The 19,636-nt window shown below is 33.9% G+C and carries 19 protein-coding genes; 5 read left to right on the top strand and 14 right to left on the bottom strand.

Features of this window, described 5'->3' with window-relative positions; translation table 11 throughout:
• Nucleotides 1–80 precede the first annotated feature (80 nt).
• Nucleotides 81–473 carry a hypothetical protein gene (locus tag HFC68_RS04845; RefSeq protein ID WP_011672828.1) on the bottom strand — a complete coding sequence of 131 codons (393 nt, stop codon included), beginning with the start codon at nucleotides 471–473 and terminating at the stop codon, nucleotides 81–83.
• A 587-nt stretch (nucleotides 474–1,060) separates the two neighbouring features.
• Here HFC68_RS04845 and HFC68_RS04840 point away from each other — a divergent pair.
• Entirely contained in the window at nucleotides 1,061–1,180 is a 120-nt protein-coding gene (locus tag HFC68_RS04840) for a putative metal homeostasis protein (protein ID WP_011672827.1), read from the top strand.
• A 70-nt stretch (nucleotides 1,181–1,250) separates the two neighbouring features.
• Nucleotides 1,251–2,165, top strand: coding sequence for a metal ABC transporter solute-binding protein (locus tag HFC68_RS04835; protein WP_011672826.1), 915 nt, complete (start codon nucleotides 1,251–1,253; stop codon nucleotides 2,163–2,165).
• 282 nt (nucleotides 2,166–2,447) lie between these two features.
• On the opposite strand, the gene HFC68_RS04830 is transcribed toward HFC68_RS04835, so the two are convergent.
• From HFC68_RS04830 to HFC68_RS04820, 3 genes are all read right to left on the bottom strand, one after another.
• The gene (locus tag HFC68_RS04830) at nucleotides 2,448–4,622 is read right to left on the bottom strand and encodes a peptide cleavage/export ABC transporter (RefSeq protein ID WP_167399707.1); all 2,175 of its coding nucleotides are present in this window, start codon (nucleotides 4,620–4,622) and stop codon (nucleotides 2,448–2,450) included.
• A gap of 233 nt (nucleotides 4,623–4,855) precedes the next feature.
• A complete protein-coding gene (locus HFC68_RS04825) occupies nucleotides 4,856–5,602 on the bottom strand; it encodes a LytTR family DNA-binding domain-containing protein (RefSeq protein ID WP_011672824.1) in 747 nt (248 codons plus the stop codon).
• Between the two features lie 18 nt (nucleotides 5,603–5,620).
• The gene (locus tag HFC68_RS04820; protein ID WP_256677770.1) at nucleotides 5,621–6,919 is read right to left on the bottom strand and encodes a sensor histidine kinase; all 1,299 of its coding nucleotides are present in this window, start codon (nucleotides 6,917–6,919) and stop codon (nucleotides 5,621–5,623) included.
• A gap of 437 nt (nucleotides 6,920–7,356) precedes the next feature.
• On the opposite strand from HFC68_RS04820, the gene HFC68_RS04815 reads away from it, so the two are divergent.
• On the top strand, nucleotides 7,357–7,539 hold the full coding sequence (locus HFC68_RS04815; RefSeq protein ID WP_011672822.1) for a class II bacteriocin: 183 nt from the start codon (nucleotides 7,357–7,359) through the stop codon (nucleotides 7,537–7,539).
• A gap of 14 nt (nucleotides 7,540–7,553) precedes the next feature.
• The gene (locus HFC68_RS04810) at nucleotides 7,554–7,832 is read left to right on the top strand and encodes a bacteriocin immunity protein (RefSeq protein ID WP_002834213.1); all 279 of its coding nucleotides are present in this window, start codon (nucleotides 7,554–7,556) and stop codon (nucleotides 7,830–7,832) included.
• A gap of 379 nt (nucleotides 7,833–8,211) precedes the next feature.
• Here HFC68_RS04810 and HFC68_RS04805 read toward each other — a convergent pair whose 3' ends face one another.
• The 6 genes from HFC68_RS04805 to HFC68_RS04780 all read right to left on the bottom strand — a co-directional run bounded on the left by HFC68_RS04805 (nucleotide 8,212) and on the right by HFC68_RS04780 (nucleotide 14,201).
• Entirely contained in the window at nucleotides 8,212–8,970 is a 759-nt protein-coding gene (locus tag HFC68_RS04805) for a ChbG/HpnK family deacetylase (RefSeq protein ID WP_002834215.1), read from the bottom strand.
• A gap of 2 nt (nucleotides 8,971–8,972) precedes the next feature.
• Nucleotides 8,973–10,424: a PTS transporter subunit EIIC gene (locus HFC68_RS04800; RefSeq protein WP_011672821.1), complete on the bottom strand. Its 1,452-nt coding sequence runs from the start codon at nucleotides 10,422–10,424 to the stop codon at nucleotides 8,973–8,975.
• A 26-nt stretch (nucleotides 10,425–10,450) separates the two neighbouring features.
• Nucleotides 10,451–11,281: a PRD domain-containing protein gene (locus HFC68_RS04795; RefSeq protein WP_011672820.1), complete on the bottom strand. Its 831-nt coding sequence runs from the start codon at nucleotides 11,279–11,281 to the stop codon at nucleotides 10,451–10,453.
• A gap of 34 nt (nucleotides 11,282–11,315) precedes the next feature.
• Nucleotides 11,316–11,807 carry a PTS glucose transporter subunit IIA gene (locus HFC68_RS04790; protein WP_011672819.1) on the bottom strand — a complete coding sequence of 164 codons (492 nt, stop codon included), beginning with the start codon at nucleotides 11,805–11,807 and terminating at the stop codon, nucleotides 11,316–11,318.
• Between the two features lie 469 nt (nucleotides 11,808–12,276).
• Nucleotides 12,277–13,320, bottom strand: a complete 1,044-nt coding sequence (locus tag HFC68_RS04785; RefSeq protein WP_011672818.1) for an alcohol dehydrogenase catalytic domain-containing protein — start codon at nucleotides 13,318–13,320, stop codon at nucleotides 12,277–12,279.
• 20 nt (nucleotides 13,321–13,340) lie between these two features.
• Nucleotides 13,341–14,201, bottom strand: coding sequence for an aldo/keto reductase (locus HFC68_RS04780; protein ID WP_011672817.1), 861 nt, complete (start codon nucleotides 14,199–14,201; stop codon nucleotides 13,341–13,343).
• Between the two features lie 152 nt (nucleotides 14,202–14,353).
• Between HFC68_RS04780 and HFC68_RS04775 the strand changes: the two genes are divergently transcribed.
• Nucleotides 14,354–15,229 (top strand): LysR family transcriptional regulator, encoded by an 876-nt coding sequence (locus HFC68_RS04775; RefSeq protein ID WP_041526981.1) that lies wholly within the window; start codon nucleotides 14,354–14,356, stop codon nucleotides 15,227–15,229.
• An 89-nt stretch (nucleotides 15,230–15,318) separates the two neighbouring features.
• Here HFC68_RS04775 and HFC68_RS04770 read toward each other — a convergent pair whose 3' ends face one another.
• The 4 genes from HFC68_RS04770 to HFC68_RS09425 form a co-directional block, all read right to left on the bottom strand.
• The gene (locus HFC68_RS04770; protein WP_011672815.1) at nucleotides 15,319–16,104 is read right to left on the bottom strand and encodes an SDR family oxidoreductase; all 786 of its coding nucleotides are present in this window, start codon (nucleotides 16,102–16,104) and stop codon (nucleotides 15,319–15,321) included.
• A 197-nt stretch (nucleotides 16,105–16,301) separates the two neighbouring features.
• Nucleotides 16,302–18,863, bottom strand: a complete 2,562-nt coding sequence (locus HFC68_RS04765) for a YfhO family protein (protein ID WP_011672814.1) — start codon at nucleotides 18,861–18,863, stop codon at nucleotides 16,302–16,304.
• A 95-nt stretch (nucleotides 18,864–18,958) separates the two neighbouring features.
• A complete protein-coding gene (locus HFC68_RS09430) occupies nucleotides 18,959–19,162 on the bottom strand; it encodes an LPXTG cell wall anchor domain-containing protein (protein WP_064635638.1) in 204 nt (67 codons plus the stop codon).
• A gap of 119 nt (nucleotides 19,163–19,281) precedes the next feature.
• Nucleotides 19,282–19,596, bottom strand: a complete 315-nt coding sequence (locus HFC68_RS09425; protein ID WP_372237476.1) for a magnesium transporter MgtE N-terminal domain-containing protein — start codon at nucleotides 19,594–19,596, stop codon at nucleotides 19,282–19,284.
• Between the last annotated feature and the right edge of the window lie 40 nt (nucleotides 19,597–19,636).

The raw sequence follows: 19,636 nt of genomic DNA, 5'->3' as shown, positions 1-19,636 counted from the left end.
CAAAAAGAGCACCACCGCGTTTTAGCAGTGATGCTCTTTTTATTTTATCTTAATTATTACGAAATTAATTTTAATTCTACCTATTTTGAAGTATCCAGATAATCATCCCACGCAACTACTTTATTATCCTTAACAGTAGCAATCGACAAGAAATTCATATCAGGTATACCTGGTTTAAACCGCACAACGTATTGCATGATAATAGTCGTTTGACCAGGTGTTGAGAGATCCTTATATAAATTAATAAACTCAGCGGAAGATCCTGAATTAGTATTCTCTTCAAGCCACTCTTTATATTTTAATTTGCCCATTTCCTTTGGCAAATTAGGAAAATAGTAATTAAATTTAAATACTGCGTTTTCATCCACTGCATCCCAAAAAGTTTCGGCATCAACGTGGTCTTTTAAACCCTCCATCATTAAATCAAAAAAACGTACCGATTTTTCACTGTGTTCCGACAAATTTTTTTCCATGTAAACTACTCCCTTATTAACTTTTGAAACAAAAACTACTTTTTAAAAACATTTTTTACGATGTAGAAAAATATTTTTAATGTTGCTGTGTCAAAGGTCTTTTTTTCTTTCGCATGTTAAGAACACTTTAATTATAGAACGCACGTTCGTACATATAAAAGAGGACTAATGAAGTACTTATACCGTTAGATTTAAGCCAAAAATAAGAATTATAGAAAAATTTAAATCACCATTAAATCAGAAACTCCCATAAAAAGCCTATGTATTAGTTATTTTAGTAATTTCTGACACTGTGATCCTCTCAAAGTTCTAAGTTTGTAGTTGTTTAATAAATGTAGCCACAATTAGCAAAAAAATTTGACAATTAAATGTTAATATCCTAATCTAAATAGTAATCATTACTATTTAGATTAGGAGGTGATCTAATAATGTAAATTTTTATCATTTATTTAGCGATATGAGGAATTACGCATAAGTTGTATAAGTCTTTTAGTATTTATTTTGAATTTTCATAAATATGCTTTTGATGCAAATTCCAGAAATACATAAAGCAGTTGACCATAGACCACTTTATTAAGGAGAAAAACATGAAGAAAGAAAATCAATCAAGTGCTTATAGGTACTTAAAAAGCCCTAACGTCAAAACTAAAAGAAGAGCTCTAAAAATTATTAAAGAAATTAAAAAAAATAGGACTAATAAAAGATAGTATTTTTTATTATTTATACTTTTATAGATTTATTTGGCATACATTATTAAATTTAAATTTAGGAGTAGATATGAAAAAATTAATAAAATTTGTAACGCTAGTATTCGCTTTTACCAGTACCTTAATACTAATGGCTGGCTGTTCTCAAAATAATTCGTCTACTAAAGATGGGAAAATAAAAATTACCACAACCACCGATTTTTATGGTGAAGTAGCGAAAGCTGTGGTCGGTAACAAAGGAAAAGTGACATCTGCCATCAATGATCCCAATGTTGACCCTCACGATTATGAGCCAACTTCTAAAATAGCGAAAAAGGTAACCAATTCTGATGTATTAATCGCAAATGGAGTTGGTTACGACGGTTGGATGGATAAGTTAGCCCAAAATGCACATAAAGCTACTTATATTAAAGTTGGGGAAGATCTTTTAAATAAACGAGAAGGTGACAACCCACATTTATGGTACAATCCACAAACTATGCCTCATCTTGCTAACGATTTAGCAAAACAGTTTGGTAAATTACAACCTCAAAATAAAAAATATTTTAAAGTTAACGCAAAAAAATATATTAAGTCTTTAAATGCAGTTAATCAGCAAATCAAGGGTATCAAAAAAATTACTAATAATACTAAGAATAAAAAAGCTTACGTGAGTGAACCAGTTTTCGATTATGCCTTAAAAGCTGTTGGATTTACAGTAGCGGATACTGATTTTGAAAAGGATACAGAAAACGGTGTCGACCCATCTCCAGCTACTATTAAAAAGTTACAAAAAAATATTAAAGAGCATGATATTTCGCTATTCGTTTTCAATAAACAGGTAGATTCAAAGGTAGTTAATAATTTGGTCAAGTTAGCAAAGAAAAATGATATTCCTATACTCCCTGTCACAGAAACCTTGCCCAAGGGAGAAACTTATAAATCATGGATGCTTAGCCAATATAAACAACTTCATAAAATAATTAGCAAAATAAATCAGGAATAATAGCAAAATTATATATAGTACCTGTTAATTCCGTGGAAACAAGGTACAAAGTATAAAAAGGAATCCATCACTGAGTGAGTAATGGATTCCTTTTTATACTGCATTAATCAATTTTGTATAATTATGAATTCTATTAACTGGTTTTCGTTTAATCCGTGACGTTTTGGTCAGTTAATATATCCTATCCTATTTTGTAACTTCTATAAATTCAATAAGCATAACAATCTTAAAATATAACCATAGGGTACAAGGTTGGTTCAACAATTTTTTCATCCAAACTAACTATCCTTGTCTGTTAATTAATCTTGTGTAATAACCGTTAAGATTTAATAGTTGTTGGTGAGAGCCTTGCTCAACAACCGTCCCTTTATCAAGTACAATGACTTTATCAGTTTGAGCTGCAATGTTAAGACGATGAGCAATAAAAATTATCGTTTTACCCTTCATATCCATCAAATTAGATATAATCTTGTGTTCAGTAATTGTGTCTAAGCTACTAGTCGATTCGTCAAAAATTAGACACTTTGCTGGAGACAATAATGCACGAGCTATTGATAACCGTTGTTTTTGTCCACCGGATAAATCAGAACCACTTTCGCTTAATTTAGTGTAGTAGCCTTGAGATAATTTTTCAATGTCCGCTTTAATTTCAGCAAAAGAACAAGCTTGATCAATCGTTTCTTGGGTTAAATTAGGCCGACTACCCAATAATAAGTTGTCTAAAACGGTACCAGAAAAAATAAAGGGTTCCTGAGGGATATAATTGATGTACTGCCGTAGAACCTTGCGACTAATATCATTTATATTATGCTGATTAATTTGAATGTTACCACATTGTTCTTGGATCTCGTAAAAACCAATTAATAATTTAGCAAGAGTTGTTTTACCAGATCCACTCATACCTACGATCGTAACTTTTTGATTACGATGAATTGTTAAAGAAATATTTTTAAGCGTATTAGAACTATATCCGTATTTAAAATTAACATTATTGACCGTAATATCACCATTCAATTGATAGGATTCATTAATCATCCTTGGTTTTGAAAATTCAGACTGAACAAGATAAATCTCATTTAATCGGTTATTTGCTACTCGTGCTGATTGTAATTTAGATTGTAAATTAATTATATTTTCTAACGGTGTTAGAAAGTACAAAAGTAACGCATTGTAGGTTAACAGTTGCCCTAAAGAAAGTTGATGTTGCATTACAAAAATTGTACCTATCCAGAGGATAACAACGGTCAAAATCAATTTAGTAGCCATTTTAATAGCTTGTTGTCCTTGATCAGCCTTTTGATAAGCTAAATTTTTTCGTAATAAATCACAAAAAAGAACGTCAATCTTCTTTTTTGTGGCTGATTCACCTGTCAAAGCCTTGATGGTTTCTATACCACTTAAACTTTCAATAATAGCTGAGTTAACGATAGCACTACTTTCCATTGTGGCTTGATTTAACCGATGGAAAGTTTTTTTAAATATCCAAACGATTATTATATATATTGGAATTACAATCAATGAAATTAAAAATAAAATAATATTTTTATAAGCTAAAAAGGCACCTACTGCAATTAAAATCCACATATCCAAAAATAACGTCATCATAATGTTTCCAAGCGCATCAATAATTTTACTAGCATCAGAAAATCGCGATGTTATTTCACCTACATGCCGAGTAGCAAAAAAGGCCATGGGTAAATTAAAAAAATGGTGAACATATTTCAGAATGATATCAACCATAAGTCGTTGTCCCAATATAATTGTGAGTAAGCTTTGGATATAACTAATAGCTGCTTGAAAAAGATACGCTGCAATTAGACCGATAGCAACTAACGTTAAAGTATTGGTTAACATTTGAGGTAGGTAAGTATCAATAATTAATTGAAAAAAATATGTACCAGCAATACTAATTAATGTCGTTAAAAACGCCGCACTGATAATTAAACTAATCAATTTTTTTTGTTTGATTAACAAGGGTACTAAATTAATTAGTGTATGTCGTGGCTCTTTTGTAGGTTTATATTTAATATTTGGAGTTATCATAATTGCAATTTTGGTCCATTCTTTGATAAATCGAGCTTTTGATATTGTAGTAGTATTAACGGTTGGATCAGGGTCACCAATAATTAAACTTGTCTTAGTGACTTGATAAACAACATAATAGTGTGGTAAATAGTTATCTTTTAAAACATGGACGATAACAGGAAACGTTATTTGGAAATCAGAAAAAAAATCTATATCTGTACGCACAGCTTCGGCGTTTAAGTTTAGGTGTTTCGCAGCTTCCACAATGCCTAGAGCCGTGGTGCCATCATTAGTAGTTTTAGCAAGATTACGTAAATGTGCCAATGTGTAATTAGAGCCATAATACTTAAGAACCATATTTAGCGCAGCCACTCCGCAGTCATTTTCATCAACTTGAGCTGTATAAAATTTTTGCCATTTTTGAGACCGCATAACTAAACCACCCACTTATCTAAAAAAATAAAATACAAAAAGATGACTTTAAAATATTGCTCTTTATCATGGTTAAAATACATGTGGTAGCTTTAGTACTACCAACCGAATATAAATAAATCCCATTCTAAATAAGTTAAAATCACGGCGTAAAAATGTACAATTCAGAAAGTATTTATGTTCAAATATAATTATAAATTCTCATTTGAACAACTTAAGAAAAAATTTTTCTCTTATTTGCTAGCTAGTATACGTCGTTTTAGTTCTCGTGTCTTGGTTATTGAACACTTGCAGCTTAACGATAAATCAAAATAAATCATCTTTGTTGAAGCATTGTATTCCGATATATTTTTTATATTAATTAAAGCTGATCTGGAACAACGAAAAAGCTCGGTGTATTTCTTTTCGTAGTCTTGGAGCCTTCCGTAAAATTCATATTTACCACTTTTGGTAAATAGATTTAGTCGATGTGGGATTTCAGCAGTTTCAAGTATTAAAACATCATCTAAATCAAAATTGAACACTCTTACTCCAATACTGAAATTGAAGATTTTTCTTTTTAAATTTTTACGCTCATCTGAACGAAGCCTTGCTAAATTGAGAGTTTCATAGATTTCATCTCGTATTTTTTCAAGGGAGTTATCTTTGCTGATGAATCCTAAAGCTTCAACGCGTCGCTTTAAAGTTAATGAAGCCATTTCATTGTGACTAGTAATAAATATAATTTCAGATTGCACATCTAATTTTCGGATTTGTTCGGCTAGATCAATACCATTCATACTAGTTCCTAAGTCAATATCCAAAAGGTAAATACCATTTTGAATATTATGACTTTTAAGATAATCTAAGCACTTTTCAGGATTGGGAGTACTAAATGATTTATCAAAATCTTCTTCATGGAAAAGAACAAAATTTTTAATAGTAGTACTAATCGCATGAAGTTGAGTTGGGTCATCTTCACAAACAATAATTGAATACATAACTACCTCCTTTCAATATTAATTAATAATGATCTGGGTAGTAAATTGGTAGTTATTAGACGAAAAATGAATAAATAAATTAGGATACTTTTGCTTCAAATCTTCTACAATGGACAGTCCAAGTCCGGAATGATTGGATTTACTAGAAAATCCGATTTTTGTTAACTGGTTGATATTGGAGGCAGAATGCGCAACCGTATTCGTTAAAGTAATTTCAGTTGTATTATCAACATTTTTATAAATTAGAATATCAATATTTTTTTCTGAACTTTCACCGGCTTCTTCAATAGCATTGTCTAATAAAATACTTAGTAGCCGAACGATATCAATAATATTTAAATTAATTTGGTTAATTGGAGTTTTACATTCGAAATGATAGTGAATTTGGGACTGTTCCATCGTAAAAAATTTATTAAGTAAAAGGCTTTTTACATGAGTATCCTTAATATTTTGAATATCTTGATAATCATCTGTATGTTGTTGGAGTTCAGAATCGGAATAAAGTTTCAATTTTGATAAATATAAAATCAAACCTTTATTGTCCCCTTCTTTAGCGAGTTCGGTGATACTTAACAATATATTTTTATAATCATATTTGAATTTTCTAAGTTTTAATTGATTTTGTTCAAGTTGCTTAGTATAGGTTTGTAAATTATCAAGCTGCTGTTTTTCTAGTTTGGATTCATATCTCTGACGACTTCGAAGATTTAAATAAATAAAAAGGCCCAACATTATTAAAAATTCGATGATAACAAAAATTAAAACTCCGTTAATAAACGTATCAAACATTCCATAGTGGTGCGCAAGAACGGTAAAAAAGTAAAGGATCGTTTGAAATATAATTTGTACAACTACCAAAAAAAATTGGGTACTACGATCCCACAATTTAGAATTGTCGATTTTTTTTATATATATACCAAGTGTGGATAACATAAGAATTTCAAAAACACTTGTTACAATCATGATTTTCCAGTCATAAAGTTTAGTATGGAAAAGTGTATTTGAAATACTGGACGCTACTAGCCCAGAAATATTAACTACTAGATAAGATAGCAGCAAGTTATTTAATGTAAGCCAATCATAGTGTGCTATTTTAAAAACTGCATAATAAATCGGGATAAAAACATATATAACATTGAACGGTAAGAATGCATATAGTACAAAAAAAAGAGGAATTGAACTTAGTCCCACTATAATTTTTGGGGTGAAAGTAGATAAATGATGTGCATAATTTTGTAGAAATAAAAAAATGATATAAAAACTAAAAAAATCAATAACCCCTTCGAAAACGTAAACCTTAGTATCTACTGAAATCAAATCCAAACTCCCCTTTGAAGTAGAAAATTAACCACAATGTCTAAACAAACTAAAAATACAAGTAGTAATATTTCCCAGCTTTTCTACTGTGAAAGCCATTTAAAAATTCCCACTAATAACTTTTTGGTCGCTTCTAACTTTAATTTCTTTTTTATGCCTCCTTAAAATTAAGGTCATTATATTTTGGTTTTTAGTGTAAATCATGATTCCTTCTTGAATAGTCGTTTTTATGTCCTAAAGTAACGTTTTGTTAAAAATAATTTTTAAGACATATCACTTTGAACCTAATTTTATAACTTTTTACAGAAACAAAAGTTATTTTTCTTTTAAGAAGTAAAAACACTACTTTAGGAGTGATTGAACTTTTATCTAACATCTTCGTATAAAATACAGGTTGTTTAAAATAAATAAGCTAAATTTTTAAGGAGGATTCTGAGATGACTGAAATTAAAGTACTAAACGATAAGGAACTAAAAAATGTCGTAGGAGGAAAGTATTACGGTAACGGAGTGCATTGTGGTAAAAAGACTTGCTATGTGGACTGGGGACAAGCTACAGCTAGCATTGGAAAAATTATAGTGAACGGATGGACACAACACGGGCCTTGGGCACATAGATAACGGGAGACGTTATTATGAAGAAAGCAGACTTAATTAATGCAATTGATGAAACCTATAAAGATGAAGAAGTTAAAAAAAATCCCGATATAAGAGAATTTTTGTTAAAATTTGCACAACAATTGAGCGAAGGACGGGATGTGGGTCTTATATCGGTAAAATTAAGTAATGCAATTACGGACTATTCCCTAAAAAATGATTTTATTATTCCAAAAGCATTGAGTGATTTGTATGCGATAGCGGCGAAAAATGCTGAGAAATATCGAGGAATAATGTCGACAAATATTTGGTTATAAACAATTTAGAATATCACGTTGGCAGAAATTTCAGTGTCTTTTTTACTTATCGATTACCAATCAATGTGTGAAAAAATTAAACTGATTAGTCAAGTTCTGTAACCAACAATTGTCCAATTATTTTTTAAGTTTTGAAGAGTTTAGAATTATGAAGAAAATTTATCCGACTTCATTTTACTGATAAATACAGTTGGAATTTTCTTGAAGTTATCTTAATTTAAATATTCTATTTTATGTCAAAACATCTAAAAGTGAGTCTTCAAGATGATCAATAAATTCACCTTGAGGGCTCACTTTTTAAGTTGCTTTAGCTGGCCTAGAAAATTATGGTTAAGTTAGTTATGTGCATCCATACAACATTTATAGATCTCATAAATAGTTAAATTTCATTATATTTAATTAACCTAACCTGGTGTTGGTATAACCAAGCACGGACTTGTGGATCAGTCAGCATTTCTACTTCTTTAGTACGAGGTGTGGTTAAACTTGAGTGTTTTAATAAGTAATCATCTAAATATCCTGGGTGACATATCATCATTGGATATTCTTCATCACAACTAGATAATACAGCTCGTTTCAACGTTTGATAAGGATTATAATCCTTATTCATGCTTTCCATAAAAACATGTAAACTGTGTCCCTTGAATAATAAACTCGGTCTACCTGAATTTAAAGTAACTTGCAATAAATTTAATTGATGGCATTTCGCAACAACTAAAAGTCCTTTAAAGAAATTATCACTAACCACTGCATGTCCTTCAAAATAATCAGGTTTTCGACCAACCAATTCTATAAATTTTTGATATTGTGCTTCAATTTCTAAAATAACCTCATCTAAATTAACAAAATCATTGGGAGCTTTTCGATAATCTGCAGAGCTAAGAAAAGCACCATCATCATCAACAATACTCGGAATAAATTTAGGATTTAGTAGAGGTCGTCCTGAACTTATAACTACATGTAGCCCTAGACAAACTTTTGTATCTCTGATCATAGACAATCCGTCCAAGGTTGTAGGCATGTTAACCATCACGCCTACATTATTAATTATCCCTTTATGAACAGATCGTTCAATACCTATATTAACTGCGTCTGAATAGCCTAAATCGTCTGCACGAATAATTAGTTTTGTTTCCACCATTATGCCTCCACTAATTTAATTTGTTCATTTGATTGTTTATTAGTTTTAGATTCGATACCAATACTGTATGTTGCAATTGCAGCTACTACAAACGCAATTGTTCCACTAATTACTCCATTTACCAAGTTATTGGTTTGCCCTCCAACATATGTTGTTAGAGACAAAAAATTTGCAACAGGAACCATAACATGAGCTGTAATCGCAGTCATACCAGCATATAATCCACCACAAAAGCCGCCAACCATCATTCCTATAAAGGGACGTTTATAACGTATTGCTAAACCGTATAATCCAGGTTCAGTTACGCCCCCTACAAAGCTAGCAATTAAATAACTCCAAGCAAGTGCTTTTTGATCTTTATCTTTAATTCGTAAAGCCGTGCCTAGACACATTCCAGCAACCGACATGCTGGCAGCAACTGCACCAAGGGTTACAAAGTTCTCGTGTCCCGATTGAGCAAAAATCATCATCATGGTTGTAAGCATCAGCAAATGCATTCCCGTCATAACTAAAATTTCCCAAAAGGCACCAATTACACCAACAGCAATAATCGTCGGCAAACCTCCTAATTTCCCGAATGCCAAGATTCCAGCACAAATGTAATTGCCAACAACATTTCCCGCTGGCCCTAAAATACAGAGCATAATTGGTAACATAACAGCGATCGTTAAGGTGGGAACCATAATCGTACTAATTGATTCAGCAGTATGCTGCTTAAAAAATTGTTCGATATAAGACATTACCCAAACAGCTAAAATAATGGGAATTACTGTACTAGAATAATTAATTAACGGCATAGTAACACCAAAAATATCAAAAGGCTTACCAGCTTTTACAATTTGGATTAGGTTCGGATCAATTACGATTGCCCCTAAAAACATCGCAATAATTCGAGAAGTATTGAATTGCTTAGACGCCGTATAACCTATGACGATTGGTAAAAAATAAAAACCAGCGTCACCAACAAAAGTAAAAAGCTGATACAACGTCGTTTTAGTTCCGATAAGGTTGAGCATGTTAGGGCCCAAAATAGCGCCTAACATTTTAAATACCGATGCAGCCACCATCATCGGTATTAATGGCGTCAAACATCCCGCTAATTTATTCAAAATGTTGTTTGCAATCGATTTGAAAGTTAATTTCTCTTTCAAGTTTTCAGCTAAACCATCTTCACTCGAAGACGATTGAGTTAAATCACCCGTTTTTAGTAAAAAATCATACACTTTATTAACAGTTTGTCCGATGATAATCTGGTATTGTCCCCCGGTTCGATTAACACCGACTACCCCTGGAATACTTTGAATATCATTATCATTGGGAATACTTTCATCTTTTAAATTAAACCGTAAACGTGTCATACAATGGGTAACTGACGAAATATTAGCACTCCCCCCGACTGCTGATAACAAATCTTTTGCTACTTGTTCATAATATTGATTTTTATTTTTCATATCCTAGTGCCTCCACTGAATGATAATTAACCTTTATTAACAATGCGTTTAACATAAATCATCAAATAATATAATTCATCATCATTACTGACAGTTCCAAGTTGATCATCAATGTAGTTTGCAATTTGCTTAGCTGCCAGATAAATTCTTGGTTCATCTAGCTTCATCACATTAAACAATTTCAAATTATCATTCTTAGAAATTTGTTGGTGTTCATTCAAGCGTTTAATGTAGTATCGTAAATGCATAATAAATCTGTTGTAACTAAATTCATTTTTGCTAATAGTTATTTCAAATTCTCGTTCGATAATTTTTGTAGCTATCTTTATAATTTCATCATCTGCTGTTACCTTTGGGTTAGTTACTAATTCCGTTGTTTCAGAATTTACGAAATGCATGGCTATTGCTGTGACCTCCGAGATTGGTAATTCAACATCTAAACGCGAGTTAATTAGCTTCACAGCATAGTAACCCACAGCTGTTTCTTGAGGATACAATTGCTCTACATCATATGAAAAAGGGAGTGCCATTCCTTGGTACTTAGTTAATCTCGTAATAGCAAAATTAATATGATCTGCTAAACTAAAAATCATGTTTGGATTAAGATTTCTCAAAATAAGTTTTTGAGCCTTATCGGTAATTGCGGCACTTACATCAAAAATTTCGGTCGGAATTTCTTTTAGTAATTGATAATACTGATAATTTAATTTATAAAATGTCATACTCACTTTGTTCATATCAGTCAGCTCATATGGTACTTTTGGAAAACCCAGCCCTTTTCCAAAAGCAACTAGCTGTGCTCCATTCCGATCCAAACAGACCACCACATTATTATTTATTTTTTTCACCACCAGCATCTCATTTACACCTCCTTACCTGCTTAAATATTACTTACGCTTGTTTGAGAACCAATGTACCCAAAGCAAGTTGTTGATTAAGTTTGCTGCCAAGCGGTATTTCACCTGTATAGCCTTCCGTAAAGACAACCATCGTCGTCAAATCAAAATCTTCTGCATCTAACGTTGCTCTGTTAATTGTTGCTATTTGGGTTCCCACTTTAACCTCTTGCCCCACTTCAACGAATGTTTTAAATCCTTTTCCCTTTAAACGAACTGTATCTATACCAACATGGACCAATACAGATATTCCTCGTACCTCATCCGTAATTCCAATAGCATGTTTACTTTCAGGTAATGAAACAACTTTCCCGCTAATAGGCGCAACAACCTTATTCGCATTATTGGTTGGTTTGATAGCAAATCCATCACCCATCATTTTTTGTGCAAATACTTCATCTGAAACAGCTGTAATTGGTATGCAAACACCTTCGATAGGGGTAGCTACAACAAAAATATTACTTTTCTTTTTTGTAATGCCGAACATTCTTACCACTTCCTTAATACAAAAAAACTCCTTGCGACACCCATTCCACCCGTATATTTCAACAAGCAAAAGGTAATGCCTCAAAGAGTATGAGTTACAATCCTTAGTTTCAATTTTAAAAAGAAAACGTTTTCGGGACTATATTAACACTTATTCTATTTTTTGCAAACTATTTCAAATGATTGGCCTCCAGCACAGAGGAGCAGTTGTTAAGAATCACCCCTGAAAAGACGAATAGTTATCCACTGAAGGAATCGTTAAATCTATTACCGGAATTGAAAATCCTTAACTTAAAATTGACTAGAGATATTAACGAAACCAAATATCATTTCCACTTGGATAATGTAGTTAATTGTGGGCGTTATTTCAGAAACGAGAGCTACCAACTAGAAGCTCTTTCCACCGTTCTATTGAACTTCGTATAATCACCTTTTGAGCTAACAATGTTAAGCAAGCTATAGAAATGCTTTTATTTATCTGAAATTACCAGCAATGCTTTGATAGCTTGACGATTACTCATTGCCTCGTATGCATCTTCTATATGATCTAGATCAAAACTCTTTGTAAAGACTTGACCAGGGTTGATTTCACCATCTAAAACAGCTTGCAAAAGAACTTCTTTATCAGGTTTTGTAACTGAAGCAATCCCGCCACGAAGACCCACATTTTTCCAGAATAATTGGTTAGATTTAGGTTCTGATTGAGGAACCCCTACTCTTCCAATTACGGCGCCTGGCCGAGCAATTTGACCTGCTTGTTCGATTGCACTAGTAGCACCCACACATTCTAAAATTGCGTCAGCTCCGGCATTTTCCTTCGTTAACTTCAAAACATCTTGGATAGCTTCATCGCCGCGTGTATCTACGATATCAGTGGCACCAAAGGCCTTACCTAATTCAGCACGGTCTTCATGGTGACTTAAAAGGATAATCTTGCTTGCTCCAAGCAACTTAGCCCCGATCACCCCACATAACCCAACGGCTCCATCTCCGATGACAGCAACTGTTGAACCCGGCTTAACTTCGGCATTTTGGGCAGCATGATAGCCAGTTGCCATAACATCAGAAAGAGTTTGGAATGAAGCTAATTGGGCATCGGTATAATCTTCTGGTTTACCCGGAATTTTAACCAATCCTGAATTAGCTGGTTCATACTTCATGTATTCAGCCTGGTAGCCACCGTTATCGCCGGATTTACGATTCAAACAATCTCCTTCAAAACCATTCAAACAAGCTACACAATGACCACATCCATGCGTAAACGGCACGACCACGAAGTCGCCAACTTGAATGTTATCAACGTCTGCACTAGTTTCTTCCACAACTCCAATGGCTTCATGTCCGATAAAAGTATCTGTCTGACGTTCAGAAATTCCACGATACCACCATAAATCTGAACCACAAACACTAGCCCGTACAATCCGGATGATTGCCTGGTTATCACCATCAATTTGGGGTTTAGGTACTTCTTTAACTTCAACTTTACCTGGTTCAATAAATACTGCTGCTTTCATCTGTTAAATTCCTCCTAAAATTATTTACGTAATGCTTTTAAGCTTTCACCAAAAATACTTACAATGGCTTCTGGATCACGGTGATCAAAGAACTGACTTTCGTTTTTATCTAAACTACTCATCTTTTGCATATCATCATCACTCAATTCAAAATCAAAAACATCTAAGTTTTCAGCCATGCGCGTCTTATGAACTGACTTGGGGATTACCACAATTCCGCGTTGGAGGAGCCAACGTAGGATAACTTGTCCGTTCGCTTTTCCATATTTCTGACCAATTTCAGCAATCGTCTCATTTGAGAAAATATTATGCTTACCTTCCGCAAAGGGAGCCCATGCTTCAACTTGAACATCTTGACTTTGAGCAAAACCAACCGCTTCGCCTTCTTGGTACCAAGGTGAAACTTCGATTTGATTAAGTGCTGGCTTAACATCTGACATTAATTCCAGATTCATCAATTGATCTGGAGCAAAATTAGATACACCGATTGACTTAATTTTACCCGCCTTTTGAGCTTCAATCAAAGCTCGCCATGCACCTGCTGTGTCACCATAAGGTTGGTGAAGCAAGTATAAATCAATATAGTCCAATCCTAATTTATTTAGTGAATCTTCAATTCCTTGTTGCGCTTTTTCATAGGTGAAGTGATCCACCCAAAGCTTAGAAGTCACAAAAATCTCACTGCGATTAATACCGCTCTTCTTGATCGCGGCACCCACCGCCTCTTCGTTGTCATAAGCAGCAGCCGTATCAATTAGACGATAACCTGTATCAAGTGCATCACTCACGGCTTGTTCGGCTTGGCTCAAATCGGAAACTTGGAAAACACCAAATCCAAGTTGAGGCATTTGGTTGCCATCATTTAACTTTACATATTCCATAACTTTGTACCCCTTTAAATTTATATATCCTATTTATTTACACTATCTTTAAGTACTTTCTAGTATAGGGGGTTAATTACCATATAAAAATTACCAATCAAGTATGTTACTATGCATTTATGGAATAGTGAAAGGAAGTAATCGAATTGGCAATGAACCTTGATTTACTAAAAGAGCTAGTAGCATTTCAAAGATACGGTACACTAAGCTCGACTGCTGAGCATTTAATGATTACTCAACCCACCGTTACTCGGGGAATGCGCAGATTAGAAGATGAATTAGGTGTATCACTTTTTGATCGCCGAGTTAGTAACCACATCAAATTAAATGAAACTGGTGTTTACGCGGCTACAGAAGCAGCCAAATTATTGAAAGCAGAGCGGGATTTTACTGAACGAGTATTAAACTACCATCACTTAAATCATGAAATTGTAATTGGTTCAGTTGCTCCTGGTCCAGTTATCCTACTAGAAAACTCCGAAATTTCATCCCCTGCTAAAGTTAAAATTAATTTTCAAAATGTTTTTCCTGAAAAAGTTGCTGATAATCTTAAAAATCTTAAAGAGAAGCTAATTTTTACCAACCAAGAAATTATGACCGATGAAATCGAATCAGTTTATTTGGGTGTGGAATACCTTGGAGTAGAAATTGGTAAATCTAATCCACTATCTAAAAAAACATCCGTAAACTTCGACGATTTAGCCGGAATGAGTTTCCTCGTGGTCCAAGATACTGGCCCTTGGCAAGCAATCGTAGAAAATAATATCCCTGATGCTGCTTTCTTATACCAAGCTGATCTCGATGCCATGAGTGAAATTAGTCGGAATTCTAAATTCCCCTATTTTTTCTCCAACTTATCACTAGTTAGTTCGGCCACCATTGAGCGCTCTGACGATGGTGGACGCGTAGCCGTCCCCATCGACGATCCTCGTAATCGTCTTGAATTCTACGGTTCATATTTAAAAAGTAACCGTAAACTCGTCCAACCACTTTTAAAAGAGATTAATAAAATTTGGCCGCAAAATTAATGGCGGCCAAATTTTCGCGATGATTAAACATCAATATTCATTATTTTTAGGACCGTTCGCGGTCTTTTTTATTTACCCCAATGTGATTCTTAACCTTGTCCATCCTTGAAAGCTGGATAAAGCGTCATTCCACCATCGATAAATAGTGTAATACCAGTTACATAACTGGATTCGTCAGATGCTAACCATGCTGCACCCGCAGCTACTTCTTCAGGTTTACCAATCCGGTCCATGGGTACCATGCTGACTGTTTGATCATATTGTTCCTTATCAGCAAATTTTTCGGCATTGATGGGAGTATTAATCGCTCCGGGTCCAATGGCATTTACGCGGATATTATCCTTGGCGTATTCCATCGCAATCGTTTGAGTGAACAATTTTACGCTTCCCTTAGCTGCTGCATAGCTAGCAAAGGTAGGCCAAGGAATTTGTTCATGCACGGAAGACATATTAATAATGTTTCCCTTTTTATGGTTCTTCTTAAAGTAAGCTAAAGCAGTACGTGAACCTAAAAATACACCGGTTTGGTCAATTGCCGTTACTTTATTCCAATCTTCTAACGGTACTTCATGAGTTGGTGATTTAATTTCCATCCCAGCATTATTAACCCAGACATCTAGGTCACCAAATTTTTCAAGCGCCGTTTCAAGTAATTGATTAACTCCGGCTTCTGTAGCGATATTAGCTTGAACCGTCACTGCCTCGCCACCAGCATTAATTACTTCATCAGCGGCCTTTTGAGCTCCGTCTGGATCACTATTGTAGTTAATGACCACTTTCATTTTTTCTTGACCAAAACGTTTGGCGATGGCTGAGCCAATACCTTTGGAACCACCCGTAATTACGGCTACTTTTTCTTGTAAGTCTTTATACATAACAAATCTCTCCTTAAGTACTATTTTGGAAATAGTCTCTTTTCCTTATAACTAAGACTAAAACATTTTTTACCCAAAAAAGCACTTGATACGCCTTATCCAACTAAAAAAGCGACCTATTCAGATAAATCTAAAATAAGTCACTTTTTTAATTTACTTTCACTATTTTAAATAGCTTACTATAAAAATACCAATACTTAACCTAAATCTTCATTATCGTATCGTCTCCAGATCTGTACAAAAATAAAACTTGATAGACCAAGTATTGTTAACCATGCTCCAATCACTAAACCAGTCGGTACATATTTCATAGTTAACTGATTTTTTCCTGAATTTAAGGGAACTAGTGTAAATAAATTATCTACTGTTTTAACTGCTACTTGCTTGCCATTAATTTTTGCTTTCCAACCAGGATCTGCTGGAATCGTTAATAATAAAGCTTGTTTATCGTTATTTGTAGTGATATTCCCTTTGATTGTCCGTTTCCCATATTTTAAATTTGTGGCTTGATATTTCCGAGCTAGTTCTATTTGCCGTTGGAAAATTTTTTCATTTAATGTAATCAAAGTTGGGCGTGCAAATTGAGCTGTCCCTGTTCCGCTTAGCCGAACACTAATATTGAGATTCGTTCTTTGTTTGAAAGATCCTAGATTAATATACTGCCCAACTAAATTTGGATTATAGTTCTCAATTAATTGTTTTCCCTTGTAAACTGATATTTGACTTATACTTCCTTGCATTTTAAATAAACTCAAATAGGCTTGTTGATTTTTTGGGACAGTCACTGATAATTTAAGAGATTGATTACCATTTTCTAAATTTTTAAATTCAAGTCCAGCTTCAGCAGTTTGTCCTGTAGAACCGGTCAATTGAACCGGAAAGCTCTTGAATAACCGCTTTGTAACGGATGTATGAGCTACTAAGGACAATAATTGGTTTTGATTACCTAAATTATCTGTTTTACTCAATTTTTTATTTTCCGCAAGCTTTTGCTCTACTACAATTCCATTTTTTAAAGCATTTTGATTGTTACTTACATAAAATTTTCCTGAACGAGTTGCCATCTGAAAACCATATTTATCAACAGGTTGCAACGCTAAGTTCGTCTGAATACCTAGAATACTGTCCATTACCAAAGTATTATTTCCATATGTCATGTTTAGGTTACTTCCAGTTGAACGAAAACCTAATTGATTTAAGCTTTGCTCAAATGGTCGATTAGTTACAGAGGAAAAGAAATTAGCCGACCCATAATTAAACCTCAAACCGTCGTCACGTGAGATAGAATCTAGGTTTTCTACTCGGCGCAGTCTATCATTCCTTATTTTTGGAAGCCCTTCTTTGATTGCTTTTGCTGGCTCATTAAATAGTGAAGCACTTGGATAATGCCATTCTGTAGCTACCCCTTTAAACATTAAACCCGCATTGATCGTTAGCTCTAAAATGCTAACTAAAACTAAACTTCCTATGGCTACTTTTTTATTTAATCCGCTAAAGATTAGTAGTACTTCTACTATTAAAAATAATAAGGTAGCTACTAAATTCCAAATGCTAATAAAGTGATAATGATTAAAACTCCCCACAGTCGCCACCAGCATCACACTGCCTAAAATAATACCAATTTTCGCTTCAAGGCGAGATACCATAACTTCCAATTCATACGCTGCTAATTGCATCATTACAAATGACCATAAAAAACTATAACGGTATAGAAACATCGCTGGAAAATGCCATCCCTGCCAAGTAAGATTGAAAAATTGTAGATAGAATCCACTAACCAAACTTAGTAATAGTACTGCGTATCCAACCCTAACACGTCGTGCAATCTGCCGATTAAAAAAGTAAGATACTGCGTAAATTAAGACTATTAGACCCACATAAATATAAGGGGTAGTCCCAAATTTAGTACCATCATAAGCCCCTATCATAGATTTAACTGGCAAATCCCATAATCCGGAGCGATCTGTGAAGACACCATTCATTGATGATAATGGCATTTTATTGCGGCTCAAAGTTAAGATTACAGGTAAAATTATTACTCCACTGCTAATTGTCGACCAGAGCATAATTCCAATAAACTGTCCGATATTAATCCACCATTGTTGTACTTTTAATGTTATTAACTTCATTAAATAATATATTCCGATAAATAATCCCACCATAAAGGCAATATAAAAATTAGTAACTAACATTAAGAACCAACTAATGAACAATAATCCCCACCTTTGCTGTTCTATCCATTGATCAACTCCCCATACTATTAGTGGTAGTATATAGAGAACATCAAGCCACATTATTTGTTCTGCATTTACTAATCCAAAAGACATGGTAGCGTAACTAATTGCGAGTAATAATTGTTGATATCGTTTGATTTTAAATTGATGTTTTAGATAAGAAAAACTGCTTAGACCAGCTAATCCTATTTTAAATATTGTGATTGCATAAAAAGCATTTGGAATCTGATTTTTGCTAAATAGTCCTACTAAAGGCGTTACTATCCCTCCTAGATAGTAACTATATAATGCTAAATAATTCAATCCAAAACCGGCTTGCCAATTAAACCACAAGCTATTTTTTCCATGTAAAACCTCTCGAAAACTGGCTAAAAAATTAGCGCCTTGTGTAAAAGCATCGCTTGCCAGAATACTATGTGCGCTACCCCAATATATTCCGTTTGAAGCATAAGCTATGATGACAATAGTTATAGGTAAAATAAAGCTCATTAAGTACCAACTACCATTTTTCAACTTTTTTACCATATTTTATAATCCTTTTCCTCTTTTATTACTAAAAAACCGAGCTATCTGCTCGGTTTTAAACTTAGTGTCATTTCAATTAATTTAGTACCTAAAACTTACCGTTTTTTCTTAAATACAAACCAGCCAACTACTCCTAATATAACAACACCTACAAACGTTAAAATCCATCCACCCTTTTCGCCCGTTTGTGGTAGCAGGCTAGCTAAAGGTGATTTTAATCCACTAGATTTTTTACTTGTAGAATTACCTTTTTTCGACGTACTTGTTCCCGAAGAACCAGAAGTTATTTTTCCTGGCAACTTAGGAACAGAATTCTTTGTACTATTAGACGTACTTGTGGTATCCGTTGTACTTGTGGTACCTGTCGTATTACTTGTATCCGTTGTACTTGCGCTATCTGTCGTATCACTTGTATCCGTTATACTTGTGGTATCTGTCGTATCACTTGTATCCGTTGTACTTGTGGTATCTGCCGTATCACTTGTATTTGTTGTACTTGTGGTATCTGTCGTATCACTCGTATCTGTTGTACTTGTGGTATCTGTCGTATCACTTGTATCTGTTGTACTTGTGGTATCTGTCGTATCACTTGTATCCGTCGTACTTGTGGTATCTGTCGTATCACTTGTATTTGTTGTACTTGTGGTATCTGTCGTATCACTCGTATCTGTTGTACTTGTGGTATCTGTCGTATCACTTGTATCTGTTGTACTTGTGGTATCTGTCGTATCACTTGTATCCGTCGTACTTGTGGTATCTGTCGTATCACTTGT

The sequence above is a fragment of the Pediococcus sp. EKM201D genome (genome assembly GCF_011800215.1).
In the GTDB taxonomy this organism is placed as follows: Bacteria; Bacillota; Bacilli; order Lactobacillales; family Lactobacillaceae; genus Pediococcus; species Pediococcus pentosaceus.
The sequence above is the reverse complement of the archived record's forward strand: the minus strand, read 5'-3'. Positions and strand labels throughout refer to the sequence as shown.

Bases quoted from the DNA above. Each gene is read 5' to 3' on its own strand.
- HFC68_RS04845 (WP_011672828.1), bottom strand. From the start codon at position 473: ATGGAAAAAAATTTGTCGGAACACAGTGAAAAATCGGTACGTTTTTTT.
- HFC68_RS04840 (WP_011672827.1), top strand. From the start codon at position 1,061: ATGAAGAAAGAAAATCAATCAAGTGCTTATAGGTACTTAAAAAGCCCT.
- HFC68_RS04835 (WP_011672826.1), top strand. From the start codon at position 1,251: ATGAAAAAATTAATAAAATTTGTAACGCTAGTATTCGCTTTTACCAGT.
- HFC68_RS04830 (WP_167399707.1), bottom strand. From the start codon at position 4,622: ATGCGGTCTCAAAAATGGCAAAAATTTTATACAGCTCAAGTTGATGAA.
- HFC68_RS04825 (WP_011672824.1), bottom strand. From the start codon at position 5,602: ATGTATTCAATTATTGTTTGTGAAGATGACCCAACTCAACTTCATGCG.
- HFC68_RS04815 (WP_011672822.1), top strand. From the start codon at position 7,357: ATGACTGAAATTAAAGTACTAAACGATAAGGAACTAAAAAATGTCGTA.
- HFC68_RS04810 (WP_002834213.1), top strand. From the start codon at position 7,554: ATGAAGAAAGCAGACTTAATTAATGCAATTGATGAAACCTATAAAGAT.
- HFC68_RS04800 (WP_011672821.1), bottom strand. From the start codon at position 10,424: ATGAAAAATAAAAATCAATATTATGAACAAGTAGCAAAAGATTTGTTA.
- HFC68_RS04795 (WP_011672820.1), bottom strand. From the start codon at position 11,281: ATGCTGGTGGTGAAAAAAATAAATAATAATGTGGTGGTCTGTTTGGAT.
- HFC68_RS04790 (WP_011672819.1), bottom strand. From the start codon at position 11,807: ATGTTCGGCATTACAAAAAAGAAAAGTAATATTTTTGTTGTAGCTACC.
- HFC68_RS04785 (WP_011672818.1), bottom strand. From the start codon at position 13,320: ATGAAAGCAGCAGTATTTATTGAACCAGGTAAAGTTGAAGTTAAAGAA.
- HFC68_RS04780 (WP_011672817.1), bottom strand. From the start codon at position 14,201: ATGGAATATGTAAAGTTAAATGATGGCAACCAAATGCCTCAACTTGGA.
- HFC68_RS04775 (WP_041526981.1), top strand. From the start codon at position 14,354: ATGAACCTTGATTTACTAAAAGAGCTAGTAGCATTTCAAAGATACGGT.
- HFC68_RS04770 (WP_011672815.1), bottom strand. From the start codon at position 16,104: ATGTATAAAGACTTACAAGAAAAAGTAGCCGTAATTACGGGTGGTTCC.
- HFC68_RS04765 (WP_011672814.1), bottom strand. From the start codon at position 18,863: ATGGTAAAAAAGTTGAAAAATGGTAGTTGGTACTTAATGAGCTTTATT.